The organism is Photobacterium ganghwense, assembly GCF_003025595.1.
In the GTDB taxonomy this organism is placed as follows: Bacteria; Pseudomonadota; Gammaproteobacteria; order Enterobacterales; family Vibrionaceae; genus Photobacterium; species Photobacterium ganghwense.
This window is the reverse complement of record NZ_PYMI01000006.1, coordinates 91,137-104,829: the sequence shown is the minus strand read 5'-3', so window position 1 is coordinate 104,829 and position 13,693 is coordinate 91,137. Positions and strand designations below refer to the sequence as shown.

Below are 13,693 nucleotides of genomic sequence, written 5' to 3'. Positions count from 1 at the left end.
TCCTGTTTCGGTCGCGATTAAGGTTGCCCCAGCCAGCTCCTTGGGTTGGTCGGCGTACCTTTGCGACGAATTTCGAAGTAAAGGGAGGACTGCTCCTGCCCGCCACTATCGCCGACCAGTGCGATAGCTTCATTGGCCTGTACGTTATCGCCCACTTTTTTCAGCAGTGCCTGATTGTAACCATAGAAGCTCATGTCGCCTTTGCCATGATCGATCACCACCATTAGGCCGTAACCACGCAACCAGTCGGCAAACACCACCTTACCCGGGTAGATAGCCTTGACCTGGCTGCCAGCATTCTGGCCGATCACCATACCTTTCCAGCGTAGCTCACCTTGTTGCGGTGAACCATAAGCGTGGACGATTCGTCCGCTGACCGGCCACGGCAGCTTACCTTTGTGCTGGCTCAGGCCGTTCATAGGTGCCCGGCGGCGGGCGGCTTCAGCCGCGGCTTTGGCGCGGGCGATTTCTTTAATCAGGCGCTGCTCGTTCTCTTTCAGCTCGGCCAGGTAACGGTTGTCGGTGTTAATCTGCTGTTTGAGCTTGCTGACTGTGCTTTGACGCTGGCGTCGTTCCGACTCCAGCTTGGCCTGATGTTTTTTTAGCTCGTCGAGTTTGGTTTGCTGTGCTTCTTGCTGCTGGCGCAGGGTATGTTGCTTCAGCTGCAATTCGGTCGTGGTGGCAGCCAGCTCATCCAGCGCCTGAGTGCGCGCTTGGCTCAGTCGTTCGGCATAGACCGTATAGCGATCCAGTTTGTCACGGTTTTCCCCGCTTAATAGCAGCGCCAGCTGGCTGTGCTGTCCCTGACGGTACTGGGCATCCATCAGCGCTTTCAGCATTTCCTGCTGTCCCAGCTGCTGTTGTCTGAGTGAGGCCATCTGGGTTTGCAAGGTTCGCACAGACTGATTCAGTGACTGAATCTGGCTCTCGGCACGATGGATGGATTTTGCCGTTTCAGCAATGCCAACTTCCTGTTTACGTAAATCTTTCTGGAGTTGGTCGATGTGCTGACGCTGGCTGCTGACCTGTTGTTGTTGGCGTGAAATTTCTTGTTTGACGCCATCAAGCTGGTTCTGGTTTGCCTGGGCTGCCGGAGCGGCAAACGCCAGACATAACAAAGCACCAGTGCATAATGCACTGGCGCGGATGGATTGGTGAAGGTTACGAATGATCTCCCGCATAGCGGTGATTATTTCAGATCAAACAGCACCTGACCAGTCATCTCTGCAGGGATTTCCATGTCAGACAGCGCCAGCATGGTTGGGGCCAGATCTGACAGTTTCCCGCCATCTTTCAGAGTAATAGATTTGCTGCCCACGTAAACCAGAGGTACCGGCAGGCTGGTGTGCGCCGTATGGATGCCGCCGGTTTCCGGGTTCACCATCATTTCGGCGTTACCGTGGTCGGCAGTGATCAGCAGTTGGCCGTCCATTTCACGGATAGCGTCAACTACGCGGCCGATACAGGTATCTACGGCTTCACATGCTTTTACCGCAGCATCATAAACGCCAGTGTGGCCGACCATGTCACCGTTCGGGTAGTTACAGATAATGGTATCAAACTCACCGCTCTTGATTGCGGCAACCAGCTTATCAGTCAGCTCCGGCGCGCTCATTTCCGGCTGCAGGTCATAGGTGGCCACTTTTGGTGAAGCGACCAATTGACGAGATTCGCCGTCAAACTCATTTTCGACGCCGCCGTTAAAGAAAAACGTAACGTGCGCGTATTTTTCCGTTTCAGAAATACGCAGCTGTTTTTTGCCTTTCTTCGACAGCCACTCACCCAGGGTGTTGGTCAGGCTTTCTGGTGGGAAAGCAGCAGGCAGGTTAATGTCAGCCGCGTATTGAGTCAGCATGACAAAATCGGCCAGTGCCGGGAACTGCTTGCGCTCAAAGCCGGCGAAATCTACTTCGAATGTACGTGTGATCTGGCGGGCACGGTCAGCACGGTAGTTCATGAACAAGACGGCATCGCCATCCTGCATCGCAGCCACAGGTTGGCCTTCGGCACGGATTTCTGTCGCTTTGACGAACTCATCGTTTTCTTCGCGGGCATACGCCGCTTCCAGACCTTCAACGGCAGTGGCAGCGGTAAAGTCAGCATCCGCAGCAGTCAGCAGGTTGTAGGCTTTTTCAACACGTTCCCAGTTGTTGTCACGGTCCATCGCGTAGTAACGACCAACCAGAGACGCAATGCGGCCTTTACCCAGTTGGGCAAACAGGGCATCGAAACGCTCCAGAGAGGCTTGAGCGCTACGTGGCGGCGTGTCGCGGCCATCCAGGAAGCAGTGCAGGTAGATGTGCTCAGCACCGCGATTCGCGGCCATCTCCACGGCTGCGGCAATGTGGTCTTCGTGGCTGTGCACACCGCCTGGTGACATCAGGCCCATGATATGAACGGCTTTGCCAGCTTGAACGGCTTTATCAATCGCGGAAGTCAGCGCTGGGTTTTCGAAGAAATCGCCGTCAGCGATAGATTTGGTGATTCGGGTCAGATCCTGGTACACCACGCGACCGGCACCGATATTGGTGTGGCCCACTTCAGAGTTACCCATTTGACCGTCCGGCAGGCCAACATCCATCCCTGAGGCAGAGATCAGGGTGTGCGCTTCATTCGCCATCAGACCATCAAGAACCGGAGTTTTCGCGTTGGCAATCGCGTTGTCGGCGTTGTCTTCACGGTAACCCCAGCCATCCAGAATAACCAAAGCCAGAGGCTTCTTAGCAGACATATGCTGTCCCTCGTTAAAGTTAGAAATCTGAGTGTAAATTGGATCAATTACCTTAACCCTAAGGCACCGGCAGGATTAAGGTAATTGAACGCTTTAACCGTAATTTTACTACAGTTTCCTGCCCGAACTGTAGGGCAAGATCAAACAATGCTGTAAATGGTTTGTTATCTTCTTACGGAAATATATTCATTTCTGCCTCTTAGTGTAAGCCCTGGCGGGGAGTTTTTTTCATTTTTCTTGTTCCGGATACCGGGGGCGGAAAGATCGTTCAATACTTGTACCAGCGGCCGTAAAATCGAGTGAGCCGTAGCTCGTAATTACTGTCCCTGTCTGTACAACCGGGCTGGCGAAGGTATACTCAGGATCCTTATTTTTGTGGTGGTTAGCCTCCGGAAAGCAGGCTGATATTTAGGAACATAGAGCGTAAATCATGCAGCAATACATCGATTTTGTAACAAGTAATCCAATTCTGTCTCTGGTGTGGGTCGGTCTGATCGTAGCCATCATTGCGTCTTACGTAAAACAGAAGACTGCGGGCTACAAGTATGTGACGCCAAACGAGGCCACGGCGCTGATCAACCGTGAGAACGGGGTGTTTGTGGATATCCGCAGCCGAGATGAGTACCGCGGTGGTCATATTGCCGGGTCACTTCACATTCTGCCAAGCCAAATCAAAGAACAGAACTACGGCGAACTTGAAAATCACAAGAACGCCCCAATCATCGTGGTATGCAAAACAGGCCAGACCGCACAAGAAAGTGCCAACCTGTTGCACAAAGCCGGTTTTGACAACGTCAACCTGCTGAAAGATGGCCTGATTTCATGGAATGAAGCAAACCTGCCGCTGATTCGCAGCAAGGCCGGTAAAGGCAATAAATAAGTCTGTGGCCGGCAGCACGATGCTGCCTGTTACGATGAAATCAGATTTGTGCAGTTGTGATATAAGATCATGGTTGCGATATTGAATGGCTCACTGCGGTGAGTACAGAGAGAAAAAGGACTCTAACATGGCTGAAGCAGCAAACAACGAAGCACAGCAAAACTTCCAAATCCAGCGTATTTTCCTGAAAGATGTTTCTTTTGAAGCACCAAACTCTCCGCAAATGTTCCAGCAAGAGTGGAACCCGGACGTGAAACTGGATCTGGATACTCAGAGCCGTGAACTGGCAGAGGGCGTATTCGAAGTGGTACTGCGTCTGACTGTAACGGTGAAGAACGCTGAAGAAACAGCTTTCCTGTGTGAAGTACAGCAAGCCGGTATCTTCTCTGTGTCGGGTATGGAAGCGCCTCAGCTGGCTCACTGCCTGGGTGCATTCTGCCCGAACATCCTGTTCCCGTACGCTCGTGAAACTATCTCCAGCCTGGTGGTTAAAGGGACATTCCCACAACTGAACCTGGCGCCGGTAAACTTTGACGCACTGTTCATGAACTACCTGCAGAATCAGGCGCAGGCTCAGGGCGACGCTGAAAACACTGAAGCGTAATTTATCTGGGTGACCGTAATGAATCCTGGTAACGAACAAGCCATCACAATGACCGTTCTGGGCGCAGGCTCATACGGTACATCACTGGCGATTTCACTGGCGCGCAACGGCGCCAACGTGATCTTGTGGGGCCATGATCCGGCCCATATTGCGCAGCTGGAAATGGATCGATCCAACGAAGCCTTCCTGCCGGGAGTGGCTTTTCCGGAATCTCTGATCCTGTCTGCCGATCTGGAAGCGGCCGTGAAGGCCAGCCGTGATTTACTGGTCGTGGTGCCAAGCCATGTCTTTGGCGAGGTGCTGCATCAGGTGAAACCGCACCTGCGTTCGGACTCCCGTATCTGCTGGGCAACCAAAGGGCTGGAGCCGGAAACCGGTCGCCTGTTGCAGGACGTTGCGGTTGAGGCGCTGGGTGATCAAATCCCGCTTGCCGTGTTGTCAGGCCCGACGTTCGCCAAAGAGCTGGCGGCGGGTATGCCGACGGCGATTGCGGTGGCATCACCGGATGAAGCGTTTGTTCGTGACCTGCAGGAAAAAATTCACTGCAGCAAGACGTTCCGGGTATACAGCAACAGCGATTTTATCGGGATGCAGCTTGGCGGTGCCGTTAAAAACGTGATTGCGATCGGTGCCGGGATGTCTGACGGTATCGGTTTTGGTGCCAATGCCCGGACTGCGCTGATCACGCGGGGTCTGGCAGAGATGTGTCGTCTGGGTGCGGCGCTGGGTGCTCAGCCGGAAACCTTTATGGGCATGGCCGGCTTGGGTGATCTGGTCCTGACCTGTACCGACAACCAGTCGCGCAACCGCCGCTTTGGCCTGGCTCTGGGTCAGGGGAAAGATGTGGATACCGCGCAACAGGAAATCGGCCAAGTGGTGGAAGGCTACCGTAATACCAAGGAAGTCTGGGTTCTGGCTCAACGCATGGGCGTGGAAATGCCGATTACCGAGCAGATTTACAAGGTGCTGTATCAGGGCAAAGATGCCCGTGAAGCGGCTAAAGATCTGCTGGCGCGTGAGAAAAAAGACGAATAACGGTCAGGTTGAGCCACAGGCTTAACCGCGCTCCCAACCCTCAAGCAACGCGGGCTGTCATACCCGCGTTGTTTTTTTTTCTGGGGGGAGTAAAGTTATAAGATTGTAAGTACACGACCGGCCCCGGTTTTTGTCGGCCGGCCAGCAAGCCTATTCCAATTCGAAACGATACCGAGGACAACGTGAGGGAATGTCAACAACACGCCGTGTGGCAGTCAATCAAGCAGGAAGCACGGGAGCAGTCTGAACAAGAACCTATGCTGGCCAGCTTTTATCATGCCACGATCATTAAGCACGATAACTTGGCTGCTGCGCTGAGTTATATTCTGGCCAATAAACTGGCAACCCCGTCGATGCCGGCCATGGCGGTGCGTGAAGTGATTGAAGAGGCGTTCAGTAGCGACTGCGCAATCACAGAGTCAGCGGCCTGTGATATTCGTGCGGTGGTCGAGCGAGACCCGGCGGTTGAGCTATACTCGACGCCTCTGTTGTATCTGAAAGGCTTCCATGCCCTGCAAGGTTACCGGGTGGCAAACTGGTTGTGGAAGCAGAACCGGTTCGCGCTGGCGGTGTATCTGCAAAACCAGATCTCCGTGACCTGTCAGGTGGATGTGCACCCGGCGGCCCGTATTGGCCAGGGCATCATGTTCGACCACGCCACCGGGATCGTGATTGGTGAGACCGCGGTGATTGAGAATGATGTGTCGATTCTGCAAGATGTGACCCTGGGCGGTACTGGTAAAGAAAGCGGTGACCGACATCCGAAGATCCGGGAAGGGGTCATGATAGGTGCCGGTGCTAAAATTCTCGGCAATATTGTGGTGGGCGAAGGGGCCAAAATTGGCTCATGTTCGGTCGTACTGAATCCGGTACCGCCACATACCACCGTCGCTGGGGTACCGGCCAGAATTGTCGGCCGTCCGAGCAGTGAAAAGCCTTCTATGGATATGGATCAGCAGTTCAACGGTACCAGCCAGACGTTTATTGCCGGTGACGGCATCTGAGTGTCTGATAGGGGAATGCCCTGTTACTCACACCATAAAAACACTCATACCATAAAAAACGAGAGCTCAGGCTCTCGTTTTTTATGGTCGGCAGAAAGGGTCAGACTGCGCCTTTAAAACCCAGCTGGCGCCAGGCTTCATAGCCAATGATCGCTGCAGCATTGGACAGATTCAGGCTGCGGCTGTCCGGGTGCATCGGAATTCGCAGGCGTTGTTCCTGCGGCAGGCTGGCGATGAGTTCGGCAGGTAATCCCCGGGTTTCCGGGCCAAACAGCAGAATATCGCCTTCGGCAAACTGCGCATTGGTATGGTAGTTGGTGGTTTTAGTGGTGCAGGCGAAAATGCGACGGTCACCCACATGGGCCAGAAAGGCGTCGTAGTTTTTATGACGGAACACATGGGCCAGATCGTGGTAGTCCAGACCTGCGCGGCGCAGTTTTTTTTCTTCCAGATCAAACCCGAGTGGCTCAATGAGGTGGAGGTTGGCACCGCAGTTGGCGCACAGGCGGATGATATTGCCGGTATTAGGGGCAATTTCCGGTTCATACAGGGCGATATCAAACATGAGGCTGATTTCTCGTTATCCGGTTGACTGCAATTGCAGGGGGTTAAAGTTTCAGAAGACGTGTAGCGGACGCTAATGTAGCAGAAGCGACCGCAACGGGAAACGCAGGCACTGTAAATCGATATGGAACAAGCGGAAGAAAAAAGCGAGCCAACATGGCTCGCTTGGTATGGTCAACGGGGACGTTCACCTGGCTCAGGAGATGGCCAGCGGCAGGGTCAGGGTAACGCGCAGGCCGCCGAGCGGGCTGCGGCTGGCCGTGACTTTACCGCTGTGCTGGCGGATGGCGCTGTCGGTGATCGCCAGCCCCAGGCCGGTGCCGCCACTGCTGCGATCCCGAGCTGTCGACACTCGGTAAAACGGGCGGAATATATCGCCCAACTCGGCTTCCGGCACGCCATCGCCGTTGTCATCGACGGTCATGATTAACCGATCGTCGGTGTGGGTAAACTCGAGGCGGATTTGGTCATTACCGTATCGGATGGCGTTGCGAACCACGTTTTCCAGCGCACTGATCAGCAGGTTAGGGTTGCCTCGCAGCGGCCATGCCTGCAGCGGGGTATACTCCAGCTGCTTGCCACATTGCTCGGCCTCAAAGCGGGCATCTTCCAGCATTTCGAACCATAAGGCCTGGGCGTCGCACAGTTCGCGCTGATCATGGCTGTTGACCTGCATACGAGATAATTCCAGCAGTTCGCTGATCATTTTTTCCAGTCGCTCGGCCTCGGTATCAATCCGGGTCAGCTCTTTGCTTTCGCCCTGTTTGCGCTGGGCAAGCGCCGTGGCCATCCGTAACCGGGTCAGCGGAGAGCGCAGTTCATGCGAGATATCGGACAGCAGGCGCTGCTGCCCGCCAATCATCTGGTTAATGGCCTGCACCATCTGGTTAAAGCTGGCACCGGCCTGTTTGAATTCACTCGGGCCGGCTTCCAAGCGGGGATCGGCCTCAAACTCGCCGCGGGTCACCCGTTCTGCCGCCTGCTGCAGGCGGCGGGCCGGAATGGAAATCGCCCAGGCAAGCCAGAGCAGTAGCGGGGTACTGACCAGCATAGTTACCAGCAGGAGCTGGAACGGCTTGTCCAGAATTTGCAGGAAGAAGGGCGGTGGTTCCCGCCAGATCCGGCCGACATACATCAGCAGGGTGTCGTCGCGGTAGCTGATCGGGAAGGGACCGGCCATCATCCAGCGGCCGTACAGCTTTTGCCGCGGGGCATCCGGGCTGTCTGCCATGGTGATGAAGTTGCGCAGTGCCTTGTTTCGTCCGGTCGGCGCAATGATTTCGGTGTCCACCGTGGTGAAATACAGCTGGAATCCGCGGTGGCGCTGGTGATCGGTAAATCGCTGCAGCTTTTGCTCCAGTGCGGCATTGCCCTGATTCAGTTCGTCAGCGACGTCGGCAGCCAGGTCGTGGTAGCGCTGGAGCTGAGGTTCCGGAATCGTGTGCTGGGTACGGGGATCCAGATGCGGCAATAGCAACAGGGTCAGTACCACGATCAGCAGGGTAAGCCAGAAGACCGCGAAAATACGGCCATACAGGCTGGAGAAACGGGGCAGTTTCATTCGCTGTCCTCAACCAGCAGGTAGCCTTTGCCGCGCAAGGTTTTCAGCCAGGGTTTGCCATCCGAGCGCTCCGGCAGTTTCTTGCGCAGGTTCGATACGTGCATGTCAATGGCCCGGTCAAACGGAGCCAGGCGTTTGCCCAGCACTTCCAGGCTGAGTTCGTGCTTGGCGATGATTTTGCCCGGATGCTGAATGAAGTAGCTCAGTAATGCCAGTTCCGTACCGGTCATTTCAATGGGGGTGCCGTGGTAAAGCACTTCCTGACGTCCCGGGTACACTTCCAGTTCCTGATAACGCAGGCAGTCCGGGCCGGATTTGGCCAGTGGGCCGTTGCCCTGGGTACGGCGCAGGATCGCGCGCATCCGTGCCAGCAGCTCGCGGTCACTGAAGGGTTTCGGTAGGTAGTCGTCGGCCCCCAGTTCCAGCCCCAGCACCCGATCTATTTCCTCGCCCTTGGCGGTCAGCATTAGCACCGGTGTGGCGTGGTGCTCGCGCAGGCGGCGCAGCATTTCGGTGCCGTTGAGCACCGGCATCATGACATCCAACAGGATCAGATCGATACTGTCGTCGACCTTTGCCAGACCCTGTTCGCCGTTGTTGGCTTCAACAACATCAAATCCCTCCATTTCCAGAATATCGGTTAACAGAGAGGTCAGTTCGGTATCGTCATCAACAAGCAGAATTTTGGCCATAGCAACTACCTTACAAATAAGCGGTTGACGATAGTATCTCTAATATTAAAGGAGCACGCCAAGCGCAAGACCCCCGGCTTTACGCAGTTTTACGTTTCAAAGACAGCCCTTTACCTTGCAGGCGGTAAGCTACACCCATACCGATAACGCATTCGTTATTGCAAGAACAGAACGGAGATGAACGATGAAAGCGATGAAGAAAACTCTGGCCCTGGCTGTACTCCTTCCTCTGACAATGGCCTCTGCATCGGCCCTGGCGTACGGTGGCGGTATGCACCACCATGGCGGGAAAGGCGGCGACTGCGGGATGTATGATGGCAAACGTATGTTCAGCCAACTGGATCTGACGGCCGAGCAGCAAGAGAAGATGACCGCCATGCGCGATGCCAACCGTGAAGCCCGTCGCAGTGAAATGGCGAGCCACCGGACTGAAATGCAGGCCCAGCATCAGAAGATGCAGCAATTGGTACTGGCAGATAACTTCGATGAAGCGGCTGTGCGCGAGCTGGCAAAACAGATGTCTGAGCAGCAGGTTGAACACCGCGTCACCATGCTCAAGCAGCGCCATGAAATGTTTAAGCTACTGACTCCAGAGCAGAAAACCAAGTTCCAGCAGCTGCAGCAGGATCGTATGGCACAGTGCCAGGCTCGCTGGGCTGAAAAAGCGAAAAACTAACAGACTTATTTGGGTAGCCTTGCGCGAAAACCGTCTCTTTCGGGAGGCGGTTTTTTTATATCTTTGTTATTTAGATCAGGATGTGATTTCAGTCGCTTGCCCGATTTTTGTTATTAATTTTCATCACAAAACAGCTATACTGCGGGTAATGCCCAGTCTGTGCTGCCAATCAGGCGTGATTATCATGGAGGAATTCACATCGCCCGCGGTCGTCACCCTTGCGCACTACTGGAGGCCCTGATGTCAGGATATATACTGGTTATAGTATGTGAGTGAAGGCGTTGTCATGCGTTTGCCCTGCCACTCAACAGGGCCTGTATCACAGTGATAACCCCCGTGGTCGGAGAAAATATCGGCACCGGGGTGAAGTCGCAGGCTATCGTGATATGAATCAACAAATTTTTTTATCAAAATTGTAATACTCCTACATTAGTAGGAAAGTTACAGTTTTATGCGAGCATGAGCCCGGAGCGGGTTTATGGTGCCAAGCAGGGGAACCTTGGCAACTCGTACCGGATTTGAGTTTTCATTTCCCAAAGTCAGAGGGTAACCATGATTAAGAAGATTGGTGTATTGACCAGTGGTGGTGACGCACCTGGTATGAACGCGGCGATTCGCGGTGTTGTGCGTGCAGCATTGTCTGAAGGCCTGGAAGTTTATGGTGTTTATGACGGCTATCAGGGCCTGCATCAAAACCGCATTGAGAAACTGAACCGCTCAAGCGTGTCTGATGTGATCAACCGCGGCGGTACTTTCCTGGGCTCCGCGCGTTTTCCTGAGTTCAAAGATGAAAAAGTGCGTGCTCAGGCCATTGAAAACCTGAAAATTCACGGCATTGACGCGTTGGTTGTGATCGGTGGTGACGGCTCTTACATGGGCGCCAAGAAGCTGACTGAAATGGGTTATCCGTGTATCGGTCTGCCTGGCACGATCGATAATGACGTGGCCGGTACCGACTACACCATCGGCTACCTGACGGCGCTGAACACGGTCATTGATGCGATTGACCGCCTGCGTGACACGTCTTCCTCGCACCAGCGTATCTCTATCGTTGAAGTGATGGGCCGCCACTGTGGTGACCTGACGCTGATGTCGGCGATCGCGGGTGGTTGTGAGTACATCATTACGCCGGAAACGGGCCTGAACAAAGAGCAGCTGTTGGCGAAAATCAAAGAGGGTATTTACAAAGGCAAGAAACACGCCATTGTTGCCCTGACAGAGCTGATGACTGACGCGAACGAGCTGGCAAAATACATCGAAGATGAAACGGGCCGCGAAACCCGTGCGACAGTGTTGGGCCACATCCAGCGTGGCGGACAGCCGACAGCCTTTGACCGTATTCTGGCATCACGCATGGGCGCCTTTGCGGTTGAGCTGCTGATGCAGGGCCACGGTGGTCGTTGCGTGGGTATCCAGAATGAGCAAATGGTTCACCACGACATCATTGATGCGATCGAGAATATGAAACGCCCGGTTCGTACGGATCTGTACGCGCTGGCTGACAAACTGTTCTGATCGCCGTCGCGATTGTTGCAGAGTGAGAAAAAGCCGGTGTTTGCACCGGCTTTTTTGTGCCTGTTATTTCGGTTTTTGGGCTGCCTGCCGTTGTGCTGCTATCGTATTGGCTGTTTATGATGCGAAGCTCTGGGACGGGCAGTAAGTAACGGGCCGCTTTAATGAAAAATCCATGCATCAGTCGGCATACACAGAAACGCCAGCAACAAAAAAGCCGCCAAGTGGCGGCTTTTGTCATCTGACCGGGGATACCGGCAGAAGAAGATTATTTTTTCGCTTCAGCCGCCGCTTTTGCGATAGCCGCAAAGCTGGTTGCATCCAGAGCAGCACCGCCAACCAGCGCGCCGTCGATGTCAGGCTGGGCAAAGTAAGCGGCCGCGTTTTCTGGTTTCACAGAACCGCCGTACTGGATGACGACTTGTTTAGCCACATCTTCGCTTTTCTCTGCGATGTGCGCACGGATAGCTGCGTGAATGCGCTGAGCGTCATCCGCTGTTGCAGCTTTACCGGTACCGATGGCCCAGATTGGCTCGTATGCGATGATTGCGCCGTTCAGTGCGTCAACACCCAGGGTGTTGATCACTGCGTCGATTTGACGGGCACAGACAGCGACTGTTTCGCCGGCTTCGTTTTGCGCTTCAGATTCACCGATGCACAGTACTGGTGTCAGGCCGTGCTCTTTCAGGAATGCAAATTTCTTCGCGACGAACTCGTCAGATTCGCTGTGGTATTCACGGCGCTCAGAGTGGCCGATGATGATGTGGCTTGCGCCGAAGTCTTTTAGCATCTCTGGAGAGATATCACCGGTGAAGGCACCGCTGGCGTTCACGTCAACGTTCTGAGCACCCAGAATGATCTTGTTCTTGGCCTTGCCGATCAGTTGTTCAGCAAGATCCAGGTACATCACTGGTGGAGCAACGGCTACGTCAACACCTTCAACCCCTTCAAGAGCCGCATCAAGGCCCTTAATCAGGTTAGATACCATTTCCTTGCTACCGTTTAGCTTCCAGTTACCCATAACCACAGGATGGCGCATAGCTTTTCTCCAAGTCTATTTGCTGTAAAAAGAATACCTAAGAGCATAGTGATCTGAGGGCGTGGTGCTGGCTGGGCCGGCAACCCAGATGACTATGCTATTGGGTATTCGTGACCGCGGTGATGTTGCGTACTTAAACTGTAACTATATATCAGTTTGTGACAATAATTTACTGCTCTAAATCATTTCTGTGCTCGGTTGTACCTTTTTCCCTGATAAAAGGGAACCGTTACGCGGCATTTTTTTTCAGGCTGGTGAAATTAGCGGCACAATCCGGGCGCGGAGAGAGTGATCGGCCGGGCAAATCTGACGGTCAGGCTTGGCGAGCTGCGCCGCTTTTCGTTACTGTGGCGGGGCGAATGATTTCCCCGGCAGGGTGCCGGGGCTGATTACCTAGGAGGAAAGGATGCCAAATCTCGTCATGGAATACGCTGAACCTGTTGCTGAGCGGGTTAATGTTCCCGGTTTACTGGATGACCTGCATCAAGTGCTGTTGACCAGCGGGGTGTTTGAACCGGCCTCGGTCAAATCCCGCAGTTACTGCTGCCAGAACTGGCTGGTGGGCGAGGCCGCCAATGTGCCCACTTTTATTCATCTTGAACTCAGTCTGCTGTCCGGTCGCTCGCCGGAAACCAAAAGGACGATTTCCCGGGCGCTGATGGCGGTGCTGGAACAGCATGCCGGAGGGATCAACAGCCTGACGATTGATATCCGGGATATGGACCGTGAGTGTTTTCTTAAAGTCAGCGGATGATGTGTTTCCACAACGTTAGCTTGCCCAACGATAGCTTTCCTATCATTAACTTTCCCATCGTTAGCTTTCCCATCGAGAGTTTTTTCAATGAGAGCTTTCCGGGCGGTCGCTTTTCCAACAGCCACTGTCTCTGATATCTCAGCTCCGAAGACGGGCTGATTGTCTCCCTCCGCCTCCTGTTACCGTGTTTGCTTGGGCGTGGTGGCATCCGGTTGGCGGGGCGAGGCCGGAAAGGCACGAATATCAGCCTGTTGCTCGGTCAGGGTATCGGGTGCATTAAGCGCTTGGGCAAAGCGTTTGAGCTGCTGCTGCAATTCGCTCATTAGCAGAATATTGGTGTGGTTGGGGTTTTTGCCCCGGGCAATGACATGATTGATATGACTGAGTTGAGCGCGCAGCCGGGGTTGCATCTCTGCACTGGCATGGCGAATGATCTCTTCGCTCATGGACAGGCGCAGTGCTTCGAGGGCGTCCGGGTTGTCCTCGGCCATTTTTTTCAGTTCATCAAACGACGGTAAAGTCTGCATAAGGTCCCCTAACACTTTACAAGTGAAAAACTGTAAGTAGAAACAGCTGCATTGTTGTTATGCAATAAAGTTAGTTGTCAGGGAGGGGAGGAGTCTGCTTCATGATTGAGACAC

14 protein-coding genes are annotated in these 13,693 nt (G+C 54.1%); 7 read left to right on the top strand and 7 right to left on the bottom strand.

The window, feature by feature from the left end:
* Positions 1-17: 17 nt before the first annotated feature.
* Together C9I92_RS19645 and gpmM are read right to left on the bottom strand one after the other, a co-directional pair.
* The gene (locus C9I92_RS19645) at positions 18-1,181 is read right to left on the bottom strand and encodes a peptidoglycan DD-metalloendopeptidase family protein (protein ID WP_047887205.1); all 1,164 of its coding nucleotides are present in this window, start codon (positions 1,179-1,181) and stop codon (positions 18-20) included.
* Positions 1,182-1,189: 8 nt separating this feature from the next.
* Complete coding sequence (gene gpmM, locus C9I92_RS19640) at positions 1,190-2,731, bottom strand: 2,3-bisphosphoglycerate-independent phosphoglycerate mutase (RefSeq protein WP_047887204.1); 1,542 nt, start codon at positions 2,729-2,731, stop codon at positions 1,190-1,192.
* A gap of 430 nt (positions 2,732-3,161) precedes the next feature.
* Here gpmM and C9I92_RS19635 point away from each other — a divergent pair, with 430 nt between their 5' ends.
* From C9I92_RS19635 to cysE, 4 genes are all read left to right on the top strand, one after another.
* Complete coding sequence (locus tag C9I92_RS19635) at positions 3,162-3,611, top strand: rhodanese-like domain-containing protein (RefSeq protein WP_047887203.1); 450 nt, start codon at positions 3,162-3,164, stop codon at positions 3,609-3,611.
* Positions 3,612-3,738: 127 nt separating this feature from the next.
* Positions 3,739-4,215, top strand: coding sequence for a protein-export chaperone SecB (secB, locus tag C9I92_RS19630; protein ID WP_047887202.1), 477 nt, complete (start codon positions 3,739-3,741; stop codon positions 4,213-4,215).
* An 18-nt stretch (positions 4,216-4,233) separates the two neighbouring features.
* Complete coding sequence (gene gpsA / locus C9I92_RS19625; RefSeq protein WP_047887201.1) at positions 4,234-5,250, top strand: NAD(P)H-dependent glycerol-3-phosphate dehydrogenase; 1,017 nt, start codon at positions 4,234-4,236, stop codon at positions 5,248-5,250.
* A 182-nt stretch (positions 5,251-5,432) separates the two neighbouring features.
* Positions 5,433-6,254 carry a serine O-acetyltransferase gene (gene cysE, locus C9I92_RS19620; RefSeq protein ID WP_047887200.1) on the top strand — a complete coding sequence of 274 codons (822 nt, stop codon included), beginning with the start codon at positions 5,433-5,435 and terminating at the stop codon, positions 6,252-6,254.
* Between the two features lie 100 nt (positions 6,255-6,354).
* On the opposite strand, the gene trmL is transcribed toward cysE, so the two are convergent.
* The 3 genes from trmL to C9I92_RS19605 form a co-directional block, all read right to left on the bottom strand.
* Complete coding sequence (gene trmL, locus C9I92_RS19615) at positions 6,355-6,819, bottom strand: tRNA (uridine(34)/cytosine(34)/5-carboxymethylaminomethyluridine(34)-2'-O)-methyltransferase TrmL (RefSeq protein WP_047887199.1); 465 nt, start codon at positions 6,817-6,819, stop codon at positions 6,355-6,357.
* 195 nt (positions 6,820-7,014) lie between these two features.
* Positions 7,015-8,379, bottom strand: a complete 1,365-nt coding sequence (cpxA, locus tag C9I92_RS19610; RefSeq protein ID WP_047887198.1) for an envelope stress sensor histidine kinase CpxA — start codon at positions 8,377-8,379, stop codon at positions 7,015-7,017.
* Positions 8,376-9,071 carry a response regulator gene (locus tag C9I92_RS19605; RefSeq protein ID WP_047887197.1) on the bottom strand — a complete coding sequence of 232 codons (696 nt, stop codon included), beginning with the start codon at positions 9,069-9,071 and terminating at the stop codon, positions 8,376-8,378. The genes cpxA and C9I92_RS19605 overlap by 4 nt, the downstream gene beginning before the upstream one ends.
* Before the next feature lie 184 nt (positions 9,072-9,255).
* Here C9I92_RS19605 and C9I92_RS19600 point away from each other — a divergent pair, with 184 nt between their 5' ends.
* Together C9I92_RS19600 and pfkA are read left to right on the top strand one after the other, a co-directional pair.
* Positions 9,256-9,747, top strand: a complete 492-nt coding sequence (locus C9I92_RS19600) for a CpxP family protein (RefSeq protein WP_047887196.1) — start codon at positions 9,256-9,258, stop codon at positions 9,745-9,747.
* A 552-nt stretch (positions 9,748-10,299) separates the two neighbouring features.
* Positions 10,300-11,262 carry a 6-phosphofructokinase gene (pfkA, locus tag C9I92_RS19595; RefSeq protein WP_047887195.1) on the top strand — a complete coding sequence of 321 codons (963 nt, stop codon included), beginning with the start codon at positions 10,300-10,302 and terminating at the stop codon, positions 11,260-11,262.
* A 265-nt stretch (positions 11,263-11,527) separates the two neighbouring features.
* Here the strand turns inward: pfkA and tpiA are convergent, their stop codons facing one another.
* Positions 11,528-12,298 (bottom strand): triose-phosphate isomerase, encoded by a 771-nt coding sequence (gene tpiA / locus C9I92_RS19590; RefSeq protein WP_047887194.1) that lies wholly within the window; start codon positions 12,296-12,298, stop codon positions 11,528-11,530.
* Positions 12,299-12,704: 406 nt separating this feature from the next.
* Between tpiA and C9I92_RS19585 the strand changes: the two genes are divergently transcribed.
* On the top strand, positions 12,705-13,052 hold the full coding sequence (locus tag C9I92_RS19585) for a 5-carboxymethyl-2-hydroxymuconate Delta-isomerase (RefSeq protein ID WP_047887193.1): 348 nt from the start codon (positions 12,705-12,707) through the stop codon (positions 13,050-13,052).
* A 179-nt stretch (positions 13,053-13,231) separates the two neighbouring features.
* Here the strand turns inward: C9I92_RS19585 and C9I92_RS19580 are convergent, their stop codons facing one another.
* The gene (locus C9I92_RS19580) at positions 13,232-13,579 is read right to left on the bottom strand and encodes a DUF3135 domain-containing protein (protein WP_047887192.1); all 348 of its coding nucleotides are present in this window, start codon (positions 13,577-13,579) and stop codon (positions 13,232-13,234) included.
* Positions 13,580-13,693: the final 114 nt, after the last annotated feature.